Genomic DNA, 25,491 nt, shown 5'->3' with positions numbered 1-25,491 from the left:
GGTGCGGCTTTCGCCCCTTGCAAGAGGAGACCATTGCTTGGCCTTCGCGAGGCTGCGGCCATACGCAATGGTTGCATCTCAAAGCACGGGTGCGGTCCCGTTCACCAATCGCTGCGCATCATCGTAGATTTCGTTGACAATGTCAGCCGCAGTCATAACGCGACGCACCTGCGCGACCCCCTGCCCGGCCCAAAGCGACATGGCCTCGATGTCGCCCGTGGTGCCGGTCAGCGGGGTGTAGCTTTGATAGCGCAGCACATCTTCTCCGGTCGGGCGGTGTCCGATAACCTGTCGCTCGTCAGGGCGTGTGCCGGTTTCAGGGCGACCCGCCTGCCGCCACCTGTCAGAGGTCGTGTTGGCCAGAGCGCGATGCGGCGCATCCGGCCAGCCGCCGTCATAGAGATCATGGTACCATTCGGTCTGGGCCTCGGAGGCCTGCAATATCCGGTCGAGATAGGTTTGATGGACCGTTGCCTCGCGGCTTGCCAGAAACCGCGTCCCGATCCAGACACCGGACGCGCCCAGCATCATCGCCGCCGCCATGCCTCGGCCATCGGCAATACCGCCAGCGGCGATCACCGGGACCTGCACCGCATCGGCAACGGCAGGGATCAGGGCCATCGTTGACACCTGCCCCCATACATGGCCTCCGGCCTCCCAACCCTGTGCCACAATCACATCGGCGCCCGCATCGGCGGCCACTTTGGCCTCTTCGGCGCTGCCAATGCTTGCCAGCACAACCAAACCGCCGGCTTTGGCAGTTTCGACCGCCGCAACGTCCATACCCCAGAACAACGAGACCGCATGGACCTGCCGGTCAATACAGGCCCGCAACTGGTCCTCATAGGGAAACGAGAGGTTCAGGTTGACCGCAAAATTGCGGTCCGTCAGCGCGCGGATTTGATCAATCCCGGTGTGCACCTGTTCAACCGGCCTGCCCCAAAGCGGGATTACGCCATATCCTCCCGCGTTCGAGACCGCCGCCACCAGCTCAGGCCCCGCCGCGCCTGCCATCGGGGCCGATAGAATGGGTTTTTCAGCATTCAGGATGTGGCGCAGCTTTGCGTTCAACAGTCTTCTCCCCAAGATCAGAGATGAGCATTGGCGGCAGGGAAACGCGCGTCAAGCTTATCTTCGGGCTCGCGTCACCAAAATCTGGGCACGTCAGGAACTGCAGGCAAAAGAAAACCCCGCTCTGTGGGCGGGGTCTTCCGAGTATCACGTTTTAGTGTACCACAGCATCATCCGGACGTGGTCGGTCCGAGGTGCCCAGCCTGTCGCCGATGATCAGGCCATCTGGCCCGGCGGTCACGGGCACTGTCTCGCCGTCCCTGATCTCACCGGCAAGCAAGGCTTCGGCCAGCGGGTTCTGCAAGGCGCGCTGGATCACGCGCTTGAGCGGTCGGGCACCGAAGACCGGGTCATAGCCTTCGTTGGCCAGCCACTCCTTGGCACCATCATCCAAAGCCAGTTCGATCTTGCGGGCGGCCAGACGTTTTTGCAGACGCGCCATCTGGATATCGACGATGCCATCCATATCGGCCCGCTTGAGCCGGTCGAAGATGATGGTTTCGTCCAGACGGTTCAGGAATTCCGGCCGGAAATGGGCCCGGACCGCATCCATCACGTCCCGCCGCGCCTGCGCGCTGTCGGCCCCTTCGGGCAGTTGGCTGAGAGCCTGAGACCCAAGGTTCGACGTCAGGATAATCAGCGTCTGCTTGAAGTCTACGGTGCGGCCCTGACCGTCGGTCAGAACGCCATCGTCGAGAACCTGCAGCAGCACGTTGAACACATCCGGGTGCGCCTTTTCGACCTCGTCAAACAGCACGACCTGATAGGGTCTGCGCCGCACGGCTTCGGTCAGCACACCGCCTTCGTCATAGCCGACATAGCCCGGAGGGGCGCCGATCAGGCGGGCAACCGCGTGTTTCTCCATGAACTCGGACATATCAATGCGCACCATCGCGTTGTCGTCGTCGAACAGGAAGTTCGCCACGGCCTTGGTCAGTTCGGTTTTACCGACGCCGGTCGGCCCGAGGAACAGGAAGGAGCCCAGCGGGCGGCCTTCGTCATTCAGACCGGCCCGCGCACGGCGCACGGCGTTGGCGACGGCCGTCACCGCCGCATCCTGACCGATCACGCGGGAATGCAGATCGTCCTCCATCCGCAGCAGTTTCTCGCGCTCACCTTCCAGCATTTTCGAGGTCGGGATACCGGTCCAGCGCTCGACGACGCTGGCGATCTGTTCCGGACGCACCGTTTCCTCGGCCATCATGGCGTTGCTTTCGGCGTTTTCGGCCTCGGTCAGCTTTTTCTCAAGCTCGGGGATGACACCATAGGACAGTTCCCCCGCCTTCGCGAGGTTGCCTTCACGCTTGGCGATCTCCAGATCAGCACGCGCTTTGTCGAGCTGTTCTTTCAGATCGCGCGCGCCAGCGAGCTTATCGCGTTCAGCCTGCCACTGGGCGGTCATTTCGGCGGATTGCTCCTGCAGGTCGGCCAGATCCTTTTGCAAGGTTTCCAGACGGTCCTTCGATGCCGCGTCATCTTCCAGCTTCAGCGCCTCTTCTTCGATCTGCATCTGCAGAATCTGACGATCCAACTGATCGAGTTCCTCAGGCTTGGAATCCACTTCCATCCGCAGACGCGAAGCCGCCTCATCGACCAGGTCGATGGCTTTGTCGGGCAGGAAGCGGTCGGTGATATAGCGGTGCGACAGGGTCGCCGCCGAAACCAGCGCCGAATCCGAGATGCGCACGCCGTGGTGCAACTCGTACTTTTCCTTGATGCCGCGCAGGATGCTGATCGTGTCCTCGACGGTTGGCTCGGCCACGACAACGGGCTGGAACCGGCGCGCAAGGGCTGCGTCTTTTTCGACGTATTTACGGTACTCATCCAGCGTGGTCGCGCCGATACAATGCAACTCACCCCGGGCAAGCGCGGGTTTGATCAGGTTGGCGGCATCCATCGCGCCGTCGGATTTACCCGCACCGACCAGAGTGTGCATCTCGTCGATGAACAGGATGATCTCACCAGCGGCCTCGGTGACCTCGGTCAGAACCGCCTTGAGGCGTTCTTCGAATTCACCGCGATACTTCGCACCGGCGATCAGCGCGCCCATGTCGAGCGCGAGCAGCTTCTTGTCTTTCAGCGATTCCGGCACGTCACCGTTGATGATGCGCAGGGCCATGCCCTCGGCAATCGCGGTTTTACCGACGCCGGGTTCCCCGATCAGAACCGGGTTGTTCTTGGTACGGCGTGACAGAACCTGCATCGAGCGGCGGATTTCCTCGTCGCGCCCGATGATCGGGTCGATCTTGCCTTCGGCCGCTGCCTCGGTCAGGTCGCGCGCGTATTTCTTGAGCGCGTCATAGCCTTCCTCTGCCGACGCGGTGTCAGCGGTGCGGCCCTTGCGGATATCGTTGATCGCCTCGTTCAGTTTCTGGGCGGATACGGCCCCGGCCTCCAAAGCGTCCTTGGCTTTGGATTTCACCATGCACAGCGCCATCAGCACCCGTTCGACCGGCACAAAGCTATCGCCCGCCTTGGTGGCGATCTTCTCGGCTTCGTCCAGCACCTTGGCGGTCTGGCCGTCCATGTAGATCTGGCTGGCGTCGCCGCTGACCTTGGGAATCTTGCCCATCGCGGCATCCAGCGCCTCAACCACGCGGTTGGGCGCGCCGCCTGCACGTGTAATCAGGTTGCTGGCCAGCCCCTGATCGTCATCCATCAATGCCTTGAGTATATGTGTGGGCTCCAATCTTTGGTGCCCTTCGCGCAGCGCAATGGTCTGCGCCGCCTGCACGAAGCCTCGTGCCCGCTCGGTGAACTTGTTCAAGTCCATATTATTCTCCTTTTCCAAGCGCCCTGAATGTGATACGCCCGCTTGGCGGCACGCGTCGGTCTGGGCCTCACATTCAATCTGGGTAATATCGACGTGTATTCAAGAGTGTTTTGTCACAATTACGCAGTCAAAATTCCGCGCTTGCAAAACCCTAGCCGTTTGTCACAAAACAATGATAAGAACTCGGCTTCTAAAGCGGCACCCACTGATCTTGTTGACTGAACTCCGCACCTGTTTGACACAACAATGGTCGCCCACAATTGGCGATCCCAGCCTGATCGGATGGCTCACCGTTGCGGCCTATGCGATCGCCGCACTCTTGTGTCTAAGAGCCCTACGTTCTTCAGGTGCCCGCTGGTTCTGGCTGATCCTGTCGCTGCTGTTGTTTGCGCTCATGATCAATAAACAACTTGATCTGCAATCAGCCCTGACCGCAACAGCACGATGTCTGTCGCAGCTTCAGGGCTGGTACGACGATCGCCGCTCGGTCCAGATCGGCTTTATTCTTGTCGTATTGTTCAGCGGGGCCTGGGCCGCACTTGTCAGCCTGTGGCTGCTTCGCAAGCATCTGCGCGAAGTGGGTATAGCGCTGATCGGATTCATCATTCTGATCTGCTTCGTTCTCATTCGCGCAGCGGGATTCCACAATTTCGACGCTCTGATCAGCGCCGAAATTCTATCGATCCGCATCAACTGGTTGCTGGAGCTGTCGGGCATCACACTGATCGCGCTGAATGCCGCATGGGTTGCCCGGCGAACTTAGCCGCGCGGGATAGAATAGACGGAATAGCCGCCGGTCTCAGCCATCTTTCGGGCGTCATACATCTCCAGCAGGGACTGCTCGGCGCTGCTGCCGGTGGGACACGAGACGAGATCGGCGGTATGATCCAGGAAATCGATGGTAAAGGCGCTTTCGCCGGTCAGCTGGCACCAGTCATCCTCGGACCGGTAACCGCCCGACAGCGGCAGGTTGTCATTGGTCGGGGCCGGGGCGGCGCTTGTTTCCGGCGGATCGCTTTCGGGGGCATCGTCGCAGGCGGCCAGCATCAGGGCTGCGCCGATCACAAATATCTTCTTCATCACTGTGTCCCTTGTTTTGAATGCTGCCAACATAACATAGCGGCGGAAATTATGCGTGACCTGCGTCACCCAGATGGACAGAGCACGCGGAACCCGTTAGGACGCAGACGTTTGCCAAAAAGGAGCCCGCCCATGTCCGATGATCGCCTGATCGTAGCCCTTGATGTTCCCAACGCCCTGCAGGGGCTGGCCATGGCCGAGCGGCTGGGGGATGCCGTATCCTTCTACAAGATCGGGCTGGGGATGCTGACGGGCGGCGGGCTGGCGTTGGCCAATGAGCTGAAACAGGATCACGGCAAGCGCATCTTTCTGGACATGAAGCTGTTCGACATCGGCAACACAGTGGAAAACGCCGTGCGAGGTCTGGCGCAGTTCGATCTGGATTTCCTGACCGTGCATGGCGACCCGCATGTGGTGCGCGCGGCCAAGGAAGGGGCATCCGGCAAGGACATGAAGATTCTGGCGGTGACCATCCTGACCTCGCTGAACCGCGACGATCTGGATGCCAGCCTGCTGAAAGCGGGCGACGTGCAGGAGCTGGTGGTCGAACGCGCAGCAAAGGCGTTCGAGGCCGGGGCCGATGGCGTCATCGCCAGCCCGCAAGAGGCCGCGCTGATCCGCGCCCTGCCTCAAGCCCAGGGCCGTTTGATCGTCACCCCCGGCGTGCGCCCGGCGGGCGCAGCCTTGGGCGATCAGAAACGCGTGGCAACCCCGGCCAGCGCCATTGGCGACGGCGCGGACCATATCGTCGTGGGCCGCCCAATCTATCAGGCAGACGATCCGAAAGCCGCAGCCGAGGCGGTTCTGAACGAGTTAAATTCCTTGACACGGCACTAACAGGCAGGGCGGAAGCAGGTGCAAACCACCGCAGCTCCGCCCTGCAAGCAGTTGACCTTAGGTCAGTTTCCGCTCGTTCTGCGCCAAATCGACCCTGTGCCCGAAAACACACATGAAACATTCGAGTTCCAGCAAGCAGCGCTTGCACCTATCGAAAACACCCAATTTGCGCGAGTCTCGGGGCAAGACACTCCCCAACGGGCCGTCTCTTCCTGAGGTCCGTTACCTTTCCCCCCGCCGATGCGGGGGGTTTTCTTGTCCAGAAACCAACCGCGCTTTTGCTCACCGACACACACTGGTATAAACATCGTCCCGACCAGAACCGAGTGGAGCGCGGAATACGGAATGCCCGGTCTTTGCCGAGATTGCCTAACCACCCTGACCGACGAGCGGCGGTGCCCGTCCTGCGGTAGCCCGCGCGTGAAACACCATCCTGAACTGTTTGACCTGACCATCGCGCATATGGATTGCGATGCATTCTACGCCTCGGTTGAAAAACGCGAAAACCCCGAGCTGGCCGATAAGCCTGTGATTATCGGCGGCGGCAAGCGCGGTGTGGTGTCCACCGCCTGTTATGTCGCGCGCATTCGCGGCGTGCGCTCGGCGATGCCAATGTTCAAGGCACTGGCTTTATGCCCCGATGCGGTGGTGATCAGGCCGCGTATGTCGCTGTATGCCAGCGTCTCGCGCGAGATCCGGGCGATGATGGATGAGCTGACGCCGGATGTGGAGCCCTTGTCGCTGGACGAGGCCTTCATGGACCTGTCGGGCACCCGGCGCCTGCACGGCGCGCCACCTGCGGTGATGCTGGCGCGGCTGGTCGAACGGATGAAGAATGAACTGGGGCTGACGGGCTCGATCGGGCTGAGTCATAACAAGTTTCTGGCTAAGGTAGCTTCGGACCTCGACAAGCCGCGCGGATTCTCGGTAATCGGCAAGGCCGAGACGGCGGAATTCCTGCACGACAAACCGGTGCGCCTGATTTGGGGCATCGGTCCAGCGGCGCAGGACACATTGGAACGGGCGGGCATTCGCACCTTCAGCGATCTGCTGCGCTGGGATCAAGAGGCGCTGACGGCGCGGTTCGGCTCGATGGGGTACCGCCTGTGGCATGTCGCACGGGGGCAGGACAAACGCCGGGTCTCGGCCCATACGCCGATGAAGTCGATCAGCAACGAGACCACGTTTTTCGAAGATACCGCCAGCACCGATATTCTGGACGGGCACATCTGGCGCCTGTCCGAGAAGGTAGCTGATCGCGCCAAAGCCAGAGGGCTGGCCGGGCGTGTGGTGACGCTGAAGCTGAAGCGGGCCAATCACAAGATCATCACGCGCCGAGTATCCTTGCGGGATGCCACCCAGATCGCCGACCGGATTTACCGAACCGCCCGCAACCTGTTTGATCAGGTGGGCGATCAAGGGCCCTATCGACTGCTGGGCTGCGGCCTATCCGATCTATGCCCCGAGGATCAGGCGGATATCTTGGGCGATTTGCTTGACCCCGGTGCCGCGCAGCGGTCGCAAGCGGAACGCGCCACGGATGAAATCCGGCGGCGGTTCGGGACAGATGCCATCGTAAAGGGGCGCGCGTTGCGCTGATCTATTCAGCCGCCAGTTGCTGAGGTTCGGCCCCGATCGCCGCGATTTCCGCGGTCACCTGCCGAAGCAGATCCCGGAAGGCTTGGAAATTGCCGTTCGGCTGGATCGTCCCTTCGTTCATATAGAGTGATCGGTCGATCTCGATCTGAATGGCGTGCTGATGGCGTGCAGGGCGCCCATAGCGTTGGGTGACATAGGCCCCGGCAAAGGGTGTATTGCGCACCACGTTCAAACCGGCCGAGGCGAAAGCTGCCTCGATCTGATCAACGATCACACCCGAGGCGGAGGCTCCGAATCGATCACCCAACACGATCTCGGGCCTAGAACTTCGGGCACCACTGGCCATGGCAACGGCCTCATGCGGCATCGAGTGGCAATCAATCAGAATCGCCTGCCCGAACGCCGCGTGCGATTCGCCCAGCAGTGACTTGAGACGCTGGTGATAGGGTCGCCAATAGGTGTCTATGCGCAGCCGCGCCTCGTCCATCGTCAGCTTGCCGTCATAGATCGCGCGCCCGTTCGCAACCACGCGGGGGATCACGCCCAGCCCGGACGCGACACGCGGGTTGTGCCCTTGCCGCCGCGCGCCTTGAATCAAGGCAGGGTCCAGCTCATCCGCGCTGCGGTTCAGGTCAAGATAGGCCCGTGGCATCGACGCCGCCAGCAACGGCGCGCCAAAGGTAGCGGCAGAATCGAACAGCTGGTCAACATAGGCATCTTCCGACGAGCGAATCGCATGCCGGTTCAGAACCGACCGCTGCAACAGAGACCCTGGATAGGTTCTGCCGCTGTGCGGAGAGGCAAATACCACGCAGGACGTGCGCTCGGCAGGCATATCCAGTAGATAGGCAGCGTTGGATGCGGGTTTGGTCATGAGCTCTCCGTTATTCGCATTGAACATAGACCGGAAAATAGTTCTTCCAAACCCCTTGATCCCCCCAACGACTCCTTTTATAGACCCCGCTACCGGCGCGGGGTTCCGCGCCCCATTTCGTTATGGGGCAGGTCTTGCAACGGTTTCATGGGCGGTTAGCTCAGCGGTAGAGCACTTCGTTGACATCGAAGGGGTCACAAGTTCGATCCTTGTACCGCCCACCATGAATTCACTGTTCCGGACTTCCCGGGGCACCCGATTAACCCAGGCGCTGGCCACGTCTTTGATGAAGGCGCCGCAGATTGGAGACAGACCCATGAAGGTCAAGAACTCGCTCCGCTCGCTCAAGAACCGGCACCGTGATTGCCGGGTTGTGCGTCGCAAAGGCCGCGTCTACGTGATCAACAAGACGCAGCGCAAGTTCAAAGCACGCCAAGGCTGAGAACGGCACATTCCGAATAGAAAAACCGCGCTGACTCAGCGCGGTTTTTTTGTTTTCGGCTGGTTCATGACCAGTCCCCGATCGCATCCCGATTTTCGAAACGTTCCCTTTCGCAGATACGCCCCGCCATCCACAGTGACAATTTGACCAACTAATTTTGTCGGAATTTCTTGCATCTTCCATGGAATCGTTTAATTGACCAAATCAGTCGGGTTATTGCCCGCAGCGTATTCTAATCTTGGGACACATCATGCTGAAATCCTCTACCTGTATCGCCGCCGCGCTGACGGCACTGATTGCGACTTCTGCAGCTGCCGAAGGTGAGCTGAATCTCTATTCCTCACGCCACTACGACACGGACGAACGTCTCTATTCCGATTTCGAAGAGGCCACCGGCATCACGATCAATCGCATTGAAGGCAAAGCTGACGAGCTGATCGCGCGCATGGAGGCCGAGGGCGCGAACTCTCCCGCTGACATTCTTCTGACCGTTGACACCTCGCGTCTGGCCCGTGCCAAGAATGCCGGCCTTCTGCAGGCCGTAGACAGCGCAACTCTGGAAGAGCGCATCCCGGCAAACCTGCAGGACGATGACAACCAGTGGTATGGCTTCTCGCAGCGCGCGCGGATTATCTTCTTCGATAAGGCCGAGGTGGCCAATCCGCCGGCAACCTATCTGGATCTCGCTAAGCCCGAGTACAAAGGTCTGGTCTGCATCCGGTCATCCAGCAACACCTATAACCAGACGCTGCTGGCCTCGATCATCACCAATCACGGGACCGAGGCCGCGAAGTCCTGGGCCGAAGGTGTCGTTGCCAACATGGCGCGTGACCCTCAGGGTGGTGACACCGATCAGCTGCGCGGCATCGTATCGGGCGAGTGCGAGATCGCCGTATCGAACTCTTACTACTTTGCGCGTGCGATCCGTAAGGATGTGAAAGGGCTCAGTGCCGACATGGATATGATCGGTGTGCAGTTCCCCGCACAGGATGCCGAGGGCGCGCATATGAACCTGTCGGGTGCAGGTGTGGCAGCGAACGCACCCAACAAGGACAACGCGGTCAAGTTCCTGGAATACCTGGCCAGCGATCAGGCGCAGGTTTATTTCTCAAACGGCAACGATGAATACCCCGCCGTAGAAGGCGCGGCGCTGGCCGAGAACGTGGCCGCGCTGGGTGAGTTCAAGGCCGACGAAGTGAACCTGTCCGAGGTTGCCAAGAACATCCCCGAAGCGCAGAAAATCTTTAACGAGGTTGGCTGGAAGTAAACTCCATCCCGTTTGGACAATCGGAAGAGCGCGGCGCAAGCTGCGCTCTTTTTTTGTTTGCGTATGATTTTAATTTAACCAATAATCCCAAATATGATCATGATTCCCATATTTGCTCATGTTGGATGACCTTGCGCATCGTCTTGCCGCACGATTGAATGAGCTGCGGCAAGGTCGCGGCTGGTCGCTGGAGCAGCTGGCCGAACACAGCGGCATCAGCCGGGCGACCCTGTCGCGGATGGAGAAGGGCGAGGTCAGCCCGACGGCGGAAACGCTGGGCCGGTTATGTGCCGCCTATGGCCTGCCCATGTCGCGCCTGCTGATGATGGTCGAGGACAGTTTCGACCCCCGTGTACCCTTCGAACGCCAACCCGAATGGCGCGACCCCGAGACCGGTTTTACGCGCCGGTCGGTTTCGCCCCCGGCTTCTGGGCTGAGCGGCGAGGTGTTGGAGGGTCACCTGCCCCCCGGCACCGTGATCAGCTATAACACACCGCCCAAGCCGGGCCAGGAACATCATCTGATCCTTCTGGACGGCGGGCTGACGCTGACGGTGGATGGCACCGAACACGTGCTGAGCGGCGGCGATTGCCTGCGCTATCACCTGTCCGGCCCGACGCGGTTTGAAACCGGATCCGCGCGCGGGGCGCGGTATTTGCTGGTGCTGATATGATCACGCGCCTGAGCCCGGCCTTTTTCGACGGCGCGCTGGATGATCTGACGGAGATCCTACATCGCTGCGTACATACCGGGGCCAGCATCGGGTTCATCCTGCCGTTTCCGCAGTGCGATGCCCGCGCCTATTGGCAGGATCGCGTGGGTCCCGATGTGCAGGCCGGGGCGCTGGATCTGTTCGTGGCTTATGGCGAGGGCCGCATTCAGGGCACCGTGCAACTGATCCCCGCCACCATGCCGAACCAACCCCACCGGGCGGATGTGGCCAAGCTGCTGGTCCATCCCGACGCCCGCCGTCGCGGGTTGGGTCGAGCGCTGATGGGCGCGTTGGAGGATCGCTCCAGAGAGATGGGGCGCAGCACACTGGTGCTGGACACCCGCAGCAGCGATCCCTCGCGTCTTCTGTACCAATCATTGGGCTTTCAGATTGCCGGAGAAATCCCGAATTATTGCCGCAACCCGTTCGAGGACCGGCTGGAGCCGACGACCTATATGTATAAAGAGCTAACCTAACCGCCGGTTCTGCGCACATTGGCGGCAAAGCAATAGCCAATGCCGTGGACCGTCTTAATGAAAGTTGGGGCGGCGGGGTCGGGCTCGATCTTCTTGCGCAGGCGGGCGACGTGGACGTCGATGGTGCGGTCACCGACGATGGTTTCACGACCCCGAGCCTTGTCCAGCAGCTGATCGCGGGAAAACACCATATGCGGGTTCGAGACAAAGGCCTGCAGGACGTCGAACTCGGTGGTGGTCAGGGGCGTGGTTTCTTCGGCCCCGGTCGCAGTCAGGGTGCGTTCGTTTACGTTCAGCACCCAGTCGCCGAAGGTGATCAGAGGCATCTCGGCCCCGTTGACGGGTTTGTCCTCGGGGCGGGCGCGGCGCAGAACGGTGCGGATACGGGCCAGAACCTCGCGTGCCTCGAAAGGTTTGGTGATGTAGTCGTCGGCCCCGAATTCCAGCCCGACGACGCGGTCGAAAATCTCATCCCGACCGGACAGCACGATGATGGGAATGTTTGAACTGACCCTGAGTTCGCGCGTGATGTCGAACCCGTTGCGCCCCGGCAGGCCGATATCCAGCAGGATCAGATCAACCTCTTCCCGCGCAAGCACCGCATCCATGGCGGTGCCATCCGCCGCGCAAGAGACCTGACAGCCCTGCTTTTCCAGATAGCGCTGCAAGAAAGATGTGATCTGCGGATCGTCATCAACAACAAGGATATGTTCTTTGACCATACGGGCTTCCGAGCAGGCTGATTCAGCTGGCGCAAGAGTGTTGTAGCCGCAGGCGCTTTGACCTTGCAAGCGCTGGACAGAAAAGGTCATAGGGACAGCACCGCGTCAGAACCGGATAAAGTCCAGCGCCTCGCCGGCTGGCAGCGCCTGGGTCTCGGCGCGAATAACCGCCAGACCGTCCGCCTGCGCCAAGAGCGCAACCCGACCGCTATACGAAGCCGCCATCAGCCGTAGGCGCGGCGTGCCGTCGGGGGCGATCCCGTCGATGCGCACGGGGCGGTATTCCTGACGACCGGCACGACGCTCCAACGGCTCGGCCAGAACGGCGTGTTCCGGAAAGCGATCGGACCGGTGCAGACCGGCGCGGCGGGCCATCATTTGCGATCCGATGATCTGCCATGTGATATAGGCCGAAACCGGATTGCCGGGCAGGCCCACGTAAAGCGCATCGCCGCGACGGCCGAACATGATCGGTTTGCCGGGCTTCATGGCGACCTTCATCACGTCGACCTCGCCGCCGATCTCGGCAAAGAGGCGCGGCATGTGATCTTCGTCGCCGACCGAGACGCCGCCGGTGGTGATGATCAAATCGGACGTCTCGCAGGCTTCGCGCAGGACCTGTTCCAGAAGGGCGGGACTGTCCACAACGGGGCCACGGTCGGTCAGGTCGATCCACGGCTTGTCCAGCAAGGCCAGCAGCATGTAGCGGTTCGAGTTGTAGATCTGGCCCGGGCCGAGGTCTTCGCCGGGCTGACGCAGTTCGGAACCGGTCGAGAAGATGGTGACCTTGAGCTTGCGGTAGACCTTGACTTCTCCGTATCCCGACGAGGCCAGCGCGGCGGCTTCGCGCGCGGTGATCTCGCAACCGCGCCGCAGGATGGGCGCGCCGGCCTGCAGGTCCTCGCCTGCGCGGCGGATATGCTGGCCGGGTTTGGGGCGGCGGCTGAACCGGATGCGGTCGGGGGTCGCGTCACAGTCTTCCTGCATCAGCACCGCATCAAACTCGGGCGGCACCGGCGCGCCGGTGAAAATGCGCAGGGCGCTGCCTTGGGGCGCGTCATGGGCACCGCTGTCTCCGGCGGCAATGCGCCCGGCGACGGGCAGTTCGAACAGCGGCCCTTCACCCAGATCGGCGGTTCGGAGCACATAGCCGTCCATCGCCGAATTATCAAAAGCGGGCATATCGACCTTGCTGGAGCAATCCTCGGCCAATACCCGACCGATGGCTTGCGCCAGCGGCAGCGTCTCGGTGTCCGTGAGGGGGTCAGCAACGGACAGTCCGCGCCGCAGCGCGTCGTCAACGGTCAGGTACATATGGGCGTGGCGGTCGCAGGCGCATCCATCAGCCATTTTGGGCCTCCATATAGGCGAAGAGTTCTTCGAAGCCGGCCTGCTCGGCCTCACCCAGCTTGGGCAGGTAAGCCTTGGCCTCTTCGAGGTTCGAGCTGGGGTCGCCAACGACCAGCAGCATCACCATGCCGTGGCGGCCATGCACACGGCAGCGGATGCCATAGACGCCCTCTTTCTCGAAGGTCAGGTCCATCTCGGGCTTGCCACGAATTTCAAAGCTGCGGGCACCAACGGGGATCATGCGGGTGATGGCGGTCACCGTATGCCGCCCGGTCGAGCCCTTGAAGCGCACGGTTGCGCCTGCAGGGACCTGCAGGAACTTGGGTTCGAACCGGAACGCATGGGCCGGGGTATCGGCGTTGAGGTCGATGATCTGATGCACCACCGCGACCTCGGGCAGGTCGTCGGCCTGTGCGGCGGGGCCAAAGGCCATCGCCCCCGCCAGGATCGCCGCAGTCAGTTTCAGCGATATGTTCATCTGTCCCTCCGGGGTTCACGCCGCCCGGGAGTCGGCCCCCAGCAGATCGGCCAATGCACTGATCATCACCGGCCATTGCGCGCGGCGGTTTTCGTCGCGCAGTTCGGTCAGCAATTGGCGACCAATGGACACCACCGCAGGCGCGCTGTCATTGACATAGGTCACGATCCGCTGCTCGGGGTTGGCCATCAGGAAGGGCACGATGGCGGCGCCGGCCTGATCGGGCGCGGTTTCCGACAAGAGCCGCATGGCCGCCTGCCGCACCGGGGCCGAGACGTCATCCAGCAGGCTGCGCGCGACATCTGGCGTACCGTCCCAGCGGGTCAGGATCTGCATGGCGTCGATGCGGAAGGCGGTATCGCCGGTTTTCACCATCGCCCGCAGCTTGCCGCGCAGGCTGTCCTGCGGTGGCAGATCGGCCTGTTGCAGCAGTTTCAACGCCTGCAGCGAGAGGCTTGAGTCGGTGTGCGACAGGCCCTTGGTAATCAGGTCCACCAGTTGGTCGTGCTCCAGTTCCACACCGTTGCGGGTGACCGCGGCGGCCAGTGCCGAGAAACCCTGTTGCGCGATCTCGGTCTCGGGGTCCTGTGCAATCTGGGCCAGCATGATCTGCATCCCCGGCACCTCGCCCAGCAGACGGATGGCGGATAGGCGTGTTTCCCGCTCCAGCGCTTCGGCATTGTCGTCCAGCGCGACGCGGCGGCGTTTGGGGTGGCGGGTCGCCTTGGCCAGCAGCGCCTGTTCGCGGGGGGTCAGCGGTTGCACCTCATCCTCTTGCGCTTCCTGCGTCATTTCTGCCGCGATGGCGTCGTGACCGAGGATCGCGCCGAGGCTTGAGGTCGGGCCGTTCTCGCCGCCTTCCGAGACGTCCAGCCCGGCCTCTTCCAGCGCGGCGATGTCGGTTTGCGTTGTCTCTTCTTCGGGGGCTTCCTCGGCGGCCACAGGCATCGGGGCCAGCGCGAAGGACAGCAGCAATTCACAACCCTGCTGCTGGTTCACATGCGGGCGGGCGGTGTCGGTGACGATCATCGCCAGCGAGGCCACGGCCTTGAGCCGCACCGACCGGAAGGGCGCACGGCAGGCGCGTTGCAGCCATTCTGCCGCCTCGCGCAGGGGCGAGGTCGCCAGCGCGTCGACGATGGCCCATTGGATGCGCTCGGCCTTGAGGTCGTCCGCATCGACCGAAAACAGCGCGTTCAGGCGATCGGCCACCAAGTCCGGGGCCAGCGCCGCCAGCAGACCCAGTGCCTGCGCCGAGACCTCGGGCTGTTGGCCGGTGGCGAGGAAATCCAGTACCTGCCAACGCAGGTCTTCTTGATCCGTGATCGGCGTGTCGCGGTCCAGCCGGTCGAGCAGCGCCAGTTGCACCTTGGCACCGGGGTCGCGCATCATGCGATCCAGCAATTCGGGTTCAGAAAAGCCGGACTGGGTCAGGGCCGCGATGCGGATATCCTCGACCGCATCGGTCAGCGCCTGTTCGACCAACGCCGGATCGCCGGGCATCAGCGCCTCATAGGCGATCAGGCGCACGGCGCCGTCCTTGTCGGCGATGGCCTTGCGCAGGATCGCTTCGGCCTCGGCCCCGCCGATGGTGGCCAGCGTGCGCAGGGCGCGGTGGCGCAGGCGGCGGTTTTGGGATTGGGCGAACACGCCCAGCGTCGGCACGGCGGGCTGGCCGATCCGGCCCAGCGCCTCGCACGCCACATCGCCCAGCTCTTGCCCGTCTTCGTCCATCAGCGCCATGACGATGGGCTCAATGGCGGCAGCGTCGCCCATGCGACCCAGCGCCTTGATGGCTGCGATCTGGGTGTCCAGCCAGTCGTCCCATTCGTCTTGGTGCAGCTCGTCTTCATCCCATGTGATGTCCTCGCCGCGTCCGGTCACAAGCGTGCGCAGATAGGGGGCTGCATCTTCGGACTTCAACTCGGCCAGAGCTGTGACGCAGGCCAGTTTCACCTCGCCGCAGGGATCGTGGATCAGGTTTTCCAGCAGTTGGGGTGCGGCGTCCTGCACGCCCAGCGCGCCCAGTGCTTGGGCCGCGTCCTGACGGACGTCTTCGTCATCATCCAGCAGCGCCTCGACCAAGGCCGGACTGTTGGCGGCACCGATGGCGGTCAGCGCCTGAATGGCGCGCAAACGGATCACGTCATAGTCGGATTTCGCATATTCGGAAAACAGGCCAGCGGCCTCATCGCGCAGGGCGGTATCGGATTTCAGTGTCATATCGGGTCTGCCATGTTTTGCGTTGGGACAGGTTGGGTGAAAGTGGAAGACAGGTTTCCCAACCGAAGCCTGCCTTCCATGTGGTCCCTTCTGCAGTGGGACCAGACCCGAGGGGCGGCATGGCGACCGCCCCCCGGAAAGACATCAGGCGATGTCGCGCGGTGCGAAGGACATCGTGCGGAACGAGGTCTTGTAGGGGCTCGGCCCCAGTTTCCGCAGCTTGGCAACGCCCATCTTGTAGTTGTAGTTGCCGCTGATCCAGTCGACGATCCGGCCCTCAAGCGCGTTTGCCGGCTGCTGCATATGCAGGAAGTCCATGTAAACAACGCTTTTCTTGATGGCGGGCGTGACCATGGCCACGGCGGTGATCGCCGCTTTGGTCAGTTCGATATGCCCGTTCTCCATCAGTTTCGAGAACTGGAAGTCATCGCCTTCCACACCCAGCAGCGTGGTCTTGTTGCCCGGAACGCGTTCCGAATAGACCATCACATAGTCGCCGCTTTCGATGCCACGCTCGGCCGCATCGTCGGGGTGAATCTCGACCCAGTTCTCCGGCCAGCGCTGCACGATATACGGGCGGCGGCGGTCGTCAAAGCCGGACTGCCAGCGTTCGTTGATCCGACCCGAGGTCGCCCAAAGCTCGCCTTCGTCCTTGTTGGGTTTCAGCCATTCCCAATAGTCCGAGAACAGGCCCCACGGAGACTTCTGGATGTTGCACTTACCGGTCTGGCTGTTGAAATGCGTCAGCTTCTTGTTGAACACATCCGCGCCAGCCGCACCGGTCTCGGGCAGTTCGCGGGTTGTGTCGTGCAGACGTTTGGTTTCAATCAGCGTGACCCCATCGGCATCCAGCATGACCGGGCATTGCACCCCATCGGTGCCAAACTCACGGACCTTCTGGTGCAGGGTTTTGCCCTCTTTCTTGGCCAGACGGTGCACCGCGTGGAAGTCCTTGCGCGACCCGCGGGTAAAGCGCACGGCCTCTTCCGCGACCTCGTTCGAGTTCTGCCAGTCGAACCCGTCAAAGCCCATCCGCTGTGCCAGTTGTGCAATGATCCACCAGTCAGGTTTCGCCGCACCGGGGGCATCGTAGAACTTCTGGTACAGACGCAGACGGCGTTCGCCGTTGGCGCGCAGGAAGTCCTCTTCACCCCAGGTCGCTGCGGGGAACACGATGTCGGCGTAGCGGTTGCCGATCGGGTCCTGCAGATAGATGTCCTGGTTGATCACCACCATACCGCCGCTGTCGGCGCGGGCCTTCAGCGTGTCGATCATCTCTTGCTTGTCGAAGCTGGCGATCTGATGCGGGTTGCGGACGGTCAGTTCCTCGAACTTGTCGGCCAGTTGCTGGCTGCCGCACATGGACTGGATCCATGTGGTACCAATCACATGGGCCATACGGGTATGACCTGCGATCAGATACCGGTCGGTATCCATGGCGCGGCGACGGCGACCGGGCAGTTTCTCGGGCGATTTGTTGCGCGGGTATTTCCCGCCCTTCACGCCGCCCCGCTGGTGACCACCGGCCCGGCCAATGACCTGACCCGGACGACCGCCACAGCCACAGATGATACCCAGAGCCGAGATCGCCTGCGTGTTGCCGGTGTTGTTGGACCAGTAGAACCCTTTCTCGATCATGACCGAGGTTTTGGGTCGCGTGCCATCCGCCTTGGGTTTGGCCAGCCATTCGGCGGCAGTATAGATTTTCTGCACGTCGATTTCGGCCATGGCGGCAGCATTTTCAGGCGAGAACTCGTCTTGCGACAGCAGCCACTCTTTCCAGTCCTCAAACCCTGCGGTCTGGAACTTGCCCCAAGTCGTCCGCCACTGCCATGGCGTGTTGCGGGTGCCCTGACCAAAGCCGGACGAGCTCTCCCACTTGTTATTGACCCATTTCTTGATCCAGTCGCTGTCTTCCCAGCCATTTTCCACGATGACGCGGGCGATGGCGTTGACGACCAGCAGGTCGGTACCGGGCAGAACGTCGATATGCAGACCGCCCATTTTCTCAGCATGGGCCACACCGGCAGACCGGCGCGGGATCAGATAGATTTCTTTCTGACCGTTCTGCATCCCCTTCATCATCCACTGGGTATAGAGGATGGTCTTGGTCTCATACGGGTCGGTACCGCAAACCAGAAGGGTTTCTGCATCGCGCCAGTCTTCGTAGGACGGGCCGAAGTTGTCGAAACCTGCATCCCGGAAACCGGGGGTCGAGGTTACGTCGGACGGCGTGTCGTGGAAGGTGAAGTTCGCGGTGTTGATATGGCGCAGCGCGTATTTCGAGATCGCATAGGTGTTCTCGATATACTGATAGCTGAAGGTTTTCACGCCATAGGCATTGGTGCCGTGCTTGGCGATGACATGGTTGCCCACCTCAGCCGCCACATCCAGCGCCAGATCCCACGGAACCGGCATCAGCGTGCCATAGATCCGCATCAGCGGTGTCTTCAGACGGTCGCGTGTCGGCGTCTGCGGGTTATAGCATTTCTGTGCGATACACCCGCCCCGCAAGGAACTGTCGCCGTCGGTGTTGACGTATTGCGTGTCCTTGTCAGGGATGATCACCACATGGTGCGGCTGACCTTTGTGCAGAACGATATTGTGCTGGTTCGGCGCGACCCATGCACCCAGCGGTGCAACGGGAAAATCCTCGCCAAAGGCGTTTTCGTCCGCAGTTGGGCCACCTGGTTTGGCCGTCACGGGCCAGCGGTAGACTTTGTAACCACAGGCCACGATGCAGTAGTCGCAGGCGGTCGAGATGACCTCGGCCCTTTTGGGCGGCAGCGGGACGTTGGTTTCGGGTACGTAATACGGGGTTGCCATGATTCCGTTTCCCTTATGCAATGAGGTTGTCGTAGCGGCCGTAGATCAGGCCGAACATGCCAACGGCGTAGATATCGTCACCGTCCAGTTCCAAAAGGACCTGCGGCAGCGACTGATAGGCCTGCCCCGAGACGAGGATGCCGTGCCGTGTCACGTCATAGGTGGACAGGTGCAGCGGGCACGGGCCCAGCACCTTATGTTCAGGCTTGTAGCTGTCATACATCGACCCGCCCTGATGGGTGCAGGTGAGGTTGAAGGCCACAACATCCTTTTGCGGACCAATGCCGCCGCCGCTTTCCACGCCGGTCTTGACCAGGATCGAGTCCGAATAGTCGCCCTCATCGGGGTAGTAGAACTCGACCGGAACATCCTGTTCCAACTCGGACAGTTTGCCGATCAGCTTGCGCGGATAGGTGGACACAAGGGCAGGAACCTGTTCGGCCTGACCGTGGCGGGTGGGCATGGCCACCATCACGGCAAAGGTTGTTGCGCCCGAGGCGAACAGGAACTGGCGGCGGTTCACGGTGCAGGCCTTTTTGGCCTCACCCGTACAACTGCATCCGGTTGCGTTATGATCTTTCATGACGCTTACTCCTCTGCTGCCGCGGGAAGCGGCTGGTAATCCGGCAGATCAGGTTCTTCGACCAGAATCTCGTCGCCGGACAGGGATTTCAGGAAGGCCACCAGATCCGCCTTTTCCTGATCATTCAGGCCAAGCGGCTGGATCAGATCGGATTTGGTTGCTGCGAATTCGTTTTCGCCACCGCCCTGGTTGTAGAACTCGACAACATCCTCAAGCGTCTCCAACATGCCGTTATGCATGTAGGGTTCGGTGTAGAGGGTGTAGCGCAGGCTTGGCGTGCGGAACTTGCCCAGATCGGCCTTTTCCTTGGTGCGGAAATAGAAACCGGGATCGTCCTTGGTGTGGCGGTAGAAATCCTCGGTCGAGCCTTTGGAATAGAGCTCATACCGGAAGGTCACTTGCGCCAGACCGTCATCTTCCCAGCCGCTATAGGGCGGAACGCCGGTGTTGTAGTATTTCTCATCCGACAGCAGCGCGCCGTTGTGGCATTCGGAACATTGCGCCTTGCCGGTAAACAGCTCCAGCCCGCGTTTCTGTTCCTCGGTCAACGCCGCATCATCCCCGCGCAGGTAGTTGTCGAAGGGCGTGTCGGTCTGAACGATGGTGCGTTCAAACGCAGCAATAGCCCGCCATGCGTTGCCGATGCGTGGCCACTGGTCGCCGAAGACGTCGTTAAAGCGTTCGACATATTCGGGGACAAAGGCCAGACGGGCCTCCATCATGTCGGATTCACCGTTGCCCGCGACCGCACCGCCAGCGGCGGATTTGGCCTGACTTTCGAGGCTTTTACTTGAGCCTGCCCAGAACAGCTTGCCGTAATAGGCCGAGTTCACAACCGTCTGGCTGTTACGCCAGTGGGTCGTGCCCGGATAGCCGAACGAGATCGGCGCTTCGACGTCCCAGCCCACATCGGGCAAGTGACAGGCCGAACAGGGTGTTGTCTCGTTCCCGCCCAGACGCGGATCGAAGAACAGCATCTTGCCCAGTTCGATCTTGGCTTCGGTCTGCGGGTTGTCCAACGGGATGGGCGGCTCGCCCAGCGCTACCAGCGGCGCATCGGGGTCAGGGTCTGCCCCGCCAATACCGGCCTCAATCTCCATGCTGTCCGCAGCAAACGCTTGCGAACCGATGGCGGCAAACAAGGCAGCGGTGGCGATTGTGCCTGAAAGGTAAGACTTAAGGTCTTTCATGGGTCCACTCCTCAGTTTGTCGTTTCGCGCCAGTTTTCGATCGGCGCATAGTCCGTATCGATTTCCTCGGCGACGAAGTCAGGACCGGTCAGCGGTTCGCCGGACAGTGCCTTCAGGAAGGCCACCAGCTGCGCTTGTTCGGTCTCGTTGAGGCCAAGCGGCTTGATGCGCGGATCCTTGTTTTCATCATCACCGCCACCGGCGTTGTAGAAGGCCACCACGTCTTCCAGCGTTTCCATCGTGCCGTTGTGCATATACGGCGCGGTATAGGTCAGCTCGCGCAGCGTGGGGGTCATGAAGGTGCCGAACGTATCCGCGGTGTGGGTGCGGATATAGGCGCCCGGATCGGCGCGCAGGTTCATGTAGTTCTCGACGCCGAGGAACTTCATCATCGTCACGAAGGTGATGTGACGTGTCGGGTCCGCCCAGATGTCGGGATTGTCGCCAACGCCGATATTGTGCGGCAGGTCATCCGTGAACCGCTCGCCCGAGTGGCACGAATTACAGCCGCTGGCGTTGAACAGCTCATAGCCTGCCTTGGCCTCATCCGACATCTCTCCGGTGTCGAAGGGCGCGCCGCGCGAGATCAGCGTTTTCAGATATTCCGGGATCGCGTTGCGGACACCACCGTTCGAAGGCTCGCCAAATCCGGCAGCTTCGAACATTTCGACGTAGACCGGGTCCTGCTTGATGCGTTCCTGCATCAGACGCATGTCCATGTTCATGGAGTAGGTCTCGGTGATGCTTTCGCGGGTCACGTCGTTGAGGTTGGTCCCTATGCGCCCGTCATGGAACCACGCGGCGCGCTTGGCGCTGTTGATCAGCGTCGGCACGTTGCGGAAATGCAGGTTGCCGGTATAGGCGTCCGACAGGGCCTGCCCGTCGGTGAACCCGTTCTCCGGCTGGTGGCAACTGGCACAGGCCAGCGCGCCGTCGCCCGACAGTCGCGGATCAAAGAAAAGTCGTTTGCCAAGGGCCGCCTTGGCTGGGTCGAACTCTATGGCTTCTACCGGGCCCGGCTCATCCGCCTGGGCCTGGTGAACCGGGAGCGCGACGCCCATCGTCAGCAGCGAAACTGTCGAAAGCGCCGAGAACCATGTTCTGGCTTTGGTCATCATCTAAAAGCCCCTTTTTCGCTAGTCCGATCACTCAGTTTGGACGAGGATCGGCTAAGCGAAACCTAAGGGGCAGATGTTTCGTGGTGATTTGATCAGGGTTAAAGACCGTGAAAAGATGTTAAGAAATGTAACGACGCCTAGCCAACCGAAGACCGGATAAACCTTGCAAGTTGTTGTATTTCTATCGGTTTTTGCGCCATTATAAGATTGTCGGCGTTTGACAACTTATCCATGTCATCGAAATAACTACTGATCAGAATCGCCGGAACATCACCGCGTGCATCCCGGGCCGAGTCGATCAGACCTGTGCCCATAAGCCCGGGCATTTTGAGGTCGGTCACAATCACATCATAGCTGTCAGGTGCCGCTTCAAACGCATCCTTTGCTTTCAGGGGATCGGAATACGCCTCGACCCGATACCCGTAGCGGGTCAGCAAGGTGCGGGTTACGTAAAGTACGTTTTCGTCATCATCGACCAGCAAGACCCGCTCTTGTCCGGTAATCGCCGCGACCTCGGCTTGTTCGGTCTGGCTGAGTGCAGGCATGAGCGGGTAGAACAAACTGAAGAGGGTGCCCTCGCCGGGCGCGGACTGTAGCTCGACCCGGCCATGACATTCTTCGACGCTGTTGCGAACGATGGTCAGGCCAAGACCGGTCCCCTTACCCACCGGCTTGGTCGAGAAAAATGGCTCGAATACCTGCTGCTGCAACTCGGCCGACATGCCGGGGCCGGTGTCCTGGACATCCAGGCGGATGACCCCGATGGCCTCGTCCGGAAGATCATCCAGCGCATCGCTTTCTGCCTTGGAGATGCGCAGCACAACTTCGCCGGGTTGATCGCCCATCGCCTCGAAAGCATTGTGGCAAAGGTTCAGCAGGGTCTGGAAGAACAAGGTCCCGTCAAAATCCGAGAACGCCTGGTCGAGGTCGACGTCAAATCGCGTTTCGACATTTGGCGGCGCGGATACCGATATCAGATCCAGCGCCTCTTGCGTGGCCTTGACCATATCACCGCGCGTCGGGTTGCGCGGGCGCTGTCGGGCGAAAGTGAGCATCTTGCGCACCAAAGCCTGTGCCCGGCGTGCGGCGATCCGAATATGGTTGACCGACGTCTGGATGTCGGCGTTCTCATCTGCATCCATCTCGATCAGATCGGCGTTTCCGGTAATGCTCATGAGCACGTTGTTGAAATCATGCGCGACCGAGCCCGCCAGAATGCCAACGCCTTCCATTTTCTGGACTTGCGCAAATTGCTCGTTTGTACGGCGCGCCTCGGTCAGGTCCTCGCCGATGCCAATATAGTGCGTGATCGTCCCATCCTGCCCAACCAACGGAAAGATGGCTGTCGAGACCCAGTAGTGTGTTCCATCCTTGCGCAGGTTCCGAAAAACCCCGTACCAGCTCTGGCCATGCGCCAGACGCTCTTTCAGATCGCTATAGACGCCCTGCCCGGAATGGCCTGATTGAAGCATGCGCGGCGTATGGCCATACACTTCGTCCGAAGTATAACCGCTAAGCTCAAAGAACTTGCGGTTGGCGTACTCGATCTTCAGATCCGTGTCGGTGATCAGGATCGAAGCCGGGCTTTGTTCAACAGCGCGCGCCAGTTTGCGTTCCGCCAACTCGACCTGTTCGCGCAGCGCAAGCTCTGTCTGCAAGCGGTGATTGGTGCGCAGGATGTTCGCAATCAGCAAGGTCGTCAAAACCGCAATCACACCCACGACGACGATCAAACCGACCAGCAGGACCGAGAAGTTGCGCACCAGCCGTTCGCCATCGGAAAACGCGCGCACCATCCCGGTGAGGCTGCGATCACGCTCGGCGATCCAGAGTTGCTCCAAAGTCGCCAGCGCCGCCAGCGCATCGCTGTCATCGACCCGGACAAGCGCATCAATTTCCTCGGCGTTCAGCCCTGCCGCAATGCCCGCTTCAATGCGGGGGACGTTGCCGATGTACTCATGAGCCACGTCCTCGATTCGCTTCAGAGCCTGCAATTCGCCGGCAGAGGTGTTCGCCGCGCGATAGGCTTCGATCGTGTCCAGCAGATTGTCAGATTGCTGCCGCAGGGTTGGGCCATATTCTGGATCATGGCGTAGCACATAGTTCTTGAAGTTGTGAATCAGACCGCCATAGCCGAAATACTCGCGGATATCGGAAATCCAGTATCCGCGCGGTGTGGTTTCGGACGAATAGCTTTGCCAAGCTTGCCGCATATCCCCAATGCGCCCACCGGTCTCACGTGACATATACAGAAACGCTGACAGGATCACCAACAATGCCACGCCGATACCGAACGCAACCGCAAGCAGGCGTCTGAGGTAAGTCTTCGGCGATTCGGTCTCGTCGGTCATGTCTGCGCCAGCCTCGGGTTTGGACCTGCGTTCATGTGTTGACGCGTTGTGGCCGCCAGCGTGTTCTTTCGCAATATCCGGTCGCTGCGGCCCTTGCGCGCGGCCTAAACGTCGATATCCAGTGCCAGCGCGTGGATACGCGGCACGATATCGCCCAGTGCCTTATGTACGGACCGATGACGCGCCACGCGGGACTGCCCTGCAAAGGCCGCCGCACGAATACGCACGTTAAAGTGGCTTTCGCCGCCTTCCTGATAGCCGGCATGACCGCGATGGCTTTCACTGTCATCAACCACCTCCAGCTCGCGCGGATCGAAGGCCACCTGCAGGCGATCATGGATTTCCTTGGTCACACTCATTTTTGTGCTCAGCAGCAAATTAATTGCCGCCCCCCTCTTCTACTTTCGGCTCCTTAGATTAAACTGCTGCCTCCGAGTCGAAAAGATGCGTTCGTGAGGTTGAGCAGATGGTAAAGTCAGATCCCTTCGGGTTCGATATGTCCGTGTCCAGCGCCAAGAAAAAGAAGCCGCGCGGGCGCCGGGGGATGTCGGGTGCGTCCGAAACCTCGACCCGAATCTGCGACCATGAGGGGTGCGAAGAGGCCGGAAAGTTCCGCGCGCCCAAGGCCCCGGATGTTCTGGATGACTTCTTCTGGTTCTGCCAGCAGCACGTGCGTGAATATAACCAGAAATGGAATTTCTTCGACGGCACCACCGAGGCCGAATTGAACGCGCAGCGATCCAAAGACAAGGTCTGGGAGCGTGAGACCAAACCCATGGGCGACCCCGAGGCCCGCGCCTGGGCCCGTCTGGGCATCGAGGACCCGCATCAGGTTCTGGGCGAGAACGCCACCAAGAACCCCGGCCGCGCCAATTCCGGCGGCCGCCGCCTGCCCCCCACCGAACGCCGCGCCATCGAGATCCTCGAGGCGCAGGACAGCTGGTCCAAGGCCGAGATCCGCAAGGCCTATAAGAAACTGATCAAGGTGCTGCACCCGGATATGAACGGCGGCGACCGATCTCAGGAAGAGCAGCTGCAAGAGGTCGTCTGGGCCTGGGATCAGATCAAGGACAGCCGGAGTTTTAAATAAGCCACCGGACTAGGCGTCTTGATCTGTCGGACCTTCGCCGGGACCCTCTTGTCTGGTGCCAAGCCCCACTGAATTCAACTTGCGGTCCCCTGAATTCGGGTCGATCATATAGTACAGGAACACCGGGTGCTCGTGGCGCAGGATGTCGTACCAATACGCAAAATCATCTGCCAAGATGCGGGCCCTCAGCGTGTCGTTGTGAACAGCTCCAATCGTGTCGGGGAACATAGCAGGGTAGAAGTGAATCCACCCTTCTGCGACGTCTCCATGTATCGGATTTCCTGTTAGATGCAGCTGAAACTTCGCTGCGCTGGGGTTTCGAAGGTTGGTGCTGGTAGAAACCCGGTATTTCTGAATACTCATAATGCTCATCGCTGTCCCCTTTCCCGGCGGATCCCGATCGGATCGTTTGTGCCAGTGCGTCATCAC

The 25,491-nt window shown here is 60.9% G+C and carries 23 protein-coding genes and 1 tRNA gene; 9 read left to right on the top strand and 15 right to left on the bottom strand.

Annotated features, from left to right (window positions below; translation table 11 throughout):
* Positions 1–78 precede the first annotated feature (78 nt).
* The gene (locus ACR3EN_RS09405) at positions 79–1,071 is read right to left on the bottom strand and encodes an NAD(P)H-dependent flavin oxidoreductase (protein WP_480825146.1); all 993 of its coding nucleotides are present in this window, start codon (positions 1,069–1,071) and stop codon (positions 79–81) included.
* A gap of 154 nt (positions 1,072–1,225) precedes the next feature.
* Positions 1,226–3,844, bottom strand: coding sequence for an ATP-dependent chaperone ClpB (gene clpB, locus ACR3EN_RS09400; protein WP_480825148.1), 2,619 nt, complete (start codon positions 3,842–3,844; stop codon positions 1,226–1,228).
* A 235-nt stretch (positions 3,845–4,079) separates the two neighbouring features.
* Between clpB and ACR3EN_RS09395 the strand changes: the two genes are divergently transcribed.
* The gene (locus tag ACR3EN_RS09395) at positions 4,080–4,607 is read left to right on the top strand and encodes an isopropylmalate isomerase (RefSeq protein WP_480825150.1); all 528 of its coding nucleotides are present in this window, start codon (positions 4,080–4,082) and stop codon (positions 4,605–4,607) included.
* Here the strand turns inward: ACR3EN_RS09395 and ACR3EN_RS09390 are convergent.
* Positions 4,604–4,924, bottom strand: coding sequence for a hypothetical protein (locus ACR3EN_RS09390; protein WP_480825152.1), 321 nt, complete (start codon positions 4,922–4,924; stop codon positions 4,604–4,606). The genes ACR3EN_RS09395 and ACR3EN_RS09390 overlap by 4 nt on opposite strands.
* A 132-nt stretch (positions 4,925–5,056) precedes the next feature.
* Here ACR3EN_RS09390 and pyrF point away from each other — a divergent pair, with 132 nt between their 5' ends.
* Complete coding sequence (gene pyrF / locus ACR3EN_RS09385) at positions 5,057–5,761, top strand: orotidine-5'-phosphate decarboxylase (RefSeq protein ID WP_480825154.1); 705 nt, start codon at positions 5,057–5,059, stop codon at positions 5,759–5,761.
* A gap of 345 nt (positions 5,762–6,106) precedes the next feature.
* Positions 6,107–7,360: a DNA polymerase IV gene (locus ACR3EN_RS09380; protein ID WP_480871196.1), complete on the top strand. Its 1,254-nt coding sequence runs from the start codon at positions 6,107–6,109 to the stop codon at positions 7,358–7,360.
* A 1-nt stretch (position 7,361) separates the two neighbouring features.
* On the opposite strand, the gene ACR3EN_RS09375 is transcribed toward ACR3EN_RS09380, so the two are convergent.
* The gene (locus tag ACR3EN_RS09375; RefSeq protein ID WP_480825157.1) at positions 7,362–8,234 is read right to left on the bottom strand and encodes an N-formylglutamate amidohydrolase; all 873 of its coding nucleotides are present in this window, start codon (positions 8,232–8,234) and stop codon (positions 7,362–7,364) included.
* 149 nt (positions 8,235–8,383) lie between these two features.
* On the opposite strand from ACR3EN_RS09375, the gene ACR3EN_RS09370 reads away from it, so the two are divergent.
* The 5 genes from ACR3EN_RS09370 to ACR3EN_RS09350 all read left to right on the top strand — a co-directional run bounded on the left by ACR3EN_RS09370 (position 8,384) and on the right by ACR3EN_RS09350 (position 11,131).
* A tRNA-Val gene (locus ACR3EN_RS09370) sits at positions 8,384–8,458 on the top strand.
* A 92-nt stretch (positions 8,459–8,550) separates the two neighbouring features.
* The gene (gene ykgO, locus ACR3EN_RS09365) at positions 8,551–8,676 is read left to right on the top strand and encodes a type B 50S ribosomal protein L36 (protein ID WP_005648635.1); all 126 of its coding nucleotides are present in this window, start codon (positions 8,551–8,553) and stop codon (positions 8,674–8,676) included.
* 250 nt (positions 8,677–8,926) lie between these two features.
* On the top strand, positions 8,927–9,943 hold the full coding sequence (locus ACR3EN_RS09360; protein ID WP_480825159.1) for a Fe(3+) ABC transporter substrate-binding protein: 1,017 nt from the start codon (positions 8,927–8,929) through the stop codon (positions 9,941–9,943).
* Positions 9,944–10,061: 118 nt separating this feature from the next.
* Entirely contained in the window at positions 10,062–10,616 is a 555-nt protein-coding gene (locus ACR3EN_RS09355; RefSeq protein WP_480825161.1) for a helix-turn-helix domain-containing protein, read from the top strand.
* Complete coding sequence (locus ACR3EN_RS09350) at positions 10,613–11,131, top strand: N-acetyltransferase family protein (RefSeq protein WP_480825163.1); 519 nt, start codon at positions 10,613–10,615, stop codon at positions 11,129–11,131. The genes ACR3EN_RS09355 and ACR3EN_RS09350 overlap by 4 nt, the downstream gene beginning before the upstream one ends.
* Here the strand turns inward: ACR3EN_RS09350 and ACR3EN_RS09345 are convergent.
* The 10 genes from ACR3EN_RS09345 to ACR3EN_RS09300 form a co-directional block, all read right to left on the bottom strand.
* The gene (locus ACR3EN_RS09345; RefSeq protein ID WP_480825165.1) at positions 11,128–11,853 is read right to left on the bottom strand and encodes a response regulator; all 726 of its coding nucleotides are present in this window, start codon (positions 11,851–11,853) and stop codon (positions 11,128–11,130) included. The two genes, ACR3EN_RS09350 and ACR3EN_RS09345, sit on opposite strands and share 4 nt — an antisense overlap.
* Positions 11,854–11,958: 105 nt before the next feature.
* The gene (locus tag ACR3EN_RS09340) at positions 11,959–13,203 is read right to left on the bottom strand and encodes a molybdopterin molybdotransferase MoeA (RefSeq protein ID WP_480825167.1); all 1,245 of its coding nucleotides are present in this window, start codon (positions 13,201–13,203) and stop codon (positions 11,959–11,961) included.
* On the bottom strand, positions 13,196–13,681 hold the full coding sequence (locus ACR3EN_RS09335; RefSeq protein WP_480522035.1) for a plastocyanin/azurin family copper-binding protein: 486 nt from the start codon (positions 13,679–13,681) through the stop codon (positions 13,196–13,198). Before ACR3EN_RS09335 ends, ACR3EN_RS09340 begins: the two co-directional genes overlap by 8 nt.
* 15 nt (positions 13,682–13,696) lie before the next feature.
* Positions 13,697–15,904, bottom strand: coding sequence for a HEAT repeat domain-containing protein (locus ACR3EN_RS09330; protein ID WP_480871194.1), 2,208 nt, complete (start codon positions 15,902–15,904; stop codon positions 13,697–13,699).
* 144 nt (positions 15,905–16,048) lie between these two features.
* Positions 16,049–18,730 (bottom strand): arsenate reductase (azurin) large subunit, encoded by a 2,682-nt coding sequence (locus ACR3EN_RS09325; protein ID WP_480871192.1) that lies wholly within the window; start codon positions 18,728–18,730, stop codon positions 16,049–16,051.
* A 13-nt stretch (positions 18,731–18,743) separates the two neighbouring features.
* Positions 18,744–19,313: an arsenate reductase (azurin) small subunit gene (locus ACR3EN_RS09320; RefSeq protein WP_480532654.1), complete on the bottom strand. Its 570-nt coding sequence runs from the start codon at positions 19,311–19,313 to the stop codon at positions 18,744–18,746.
* 5 nt (positions 19,314–19,318) lie between these two features.
* On the bottom strand, positions 19,319–20,503 hold the full coding sequence (locus tag ACR3EN_RS09315; protein WP_480825173.1) for a cytochrome-c peroxidase: 1,185 nt from the start codon (positions 20,501–20,503) through the stop codon (positions 19,319–19,321).
* An 11-nt stretch (positions 20,504–20,514) separates the two neighbouring features.
* Positions 20,515–21,621, bottom strand: a complete 1,107-nt coding sequence (locus tag ACR3EN_RS09310; RefSeq protein ID WP_480871190.1) for a cytochrome-c peroxidase — start codon at positions 21,619–21,621, stop codon at positions 20,515–20,517.
* A 137-nt stretch (positions 21,622–21,758) separates the two neighbouring features.
* Positions 21,759–23,972, bottom strand: coding sequence for an ATP-binding protein (locus ACR3EN_RS09305; protein WP_480871188.1), 2,214 nt, complete (start codon positions 23,970–23,972; stop codon positions 21,759–21,761).
* Positions 23,973–24,076: 104 nt separating this feature from the next.
* Positions 24,077–24,331 (bottom strand): BolA family protein, encoded by a 255-nt coding sequence (locus tag ACR3EN_RS09300; RefSeq protein ID WP_480825179.1) that lies wholly within the window; start codon positions 24,329–24,331, stop codon positions 24,077–24,079.
* Positions 24,332–24,438: 107 nt separating this feature from the next.
* Here ACR3EN_RS09300 and ACR3EN_RS09295 point away from each other — a divergent pair, with 107 nt between their 5' ends.
* Positions 24,439–25,062 (top strand): DnaJ domain-containing protein, encoded by a 624-nt coding sequence (locus tag ACR3EN_RS09295; RefSeq protein WP_170716335.1) that lies wholly within the window; start codon positions 24,439–24,441, stop codon positions 25,060–25,062.
* Between the two features lie 9 nt (positions 25,063–25,071).
* On the opposite strand, the gene ACR3EN_RS09290 is transcribed toward ACR3EN_RS09295, so the two are convergent.
* Positions 25,072–25,434, bottom strand: coding sequence for a hypothetical protein (locus ACR3EN_RS09290; RefSeq protein WP_480825181.1), 363 nt, complete (start codon positions 25,432–25,434; stop codon positions 25,072–25,074).
* Positions 25,435–25,491 lie beyond the last annotated feature (57 nt).

The organism is Ruegeria sp. G7 (genome assembly GCF_056535465.1).
This window is presented reverse-complemented; position numbering and strand designations above follow the sequence as displayed.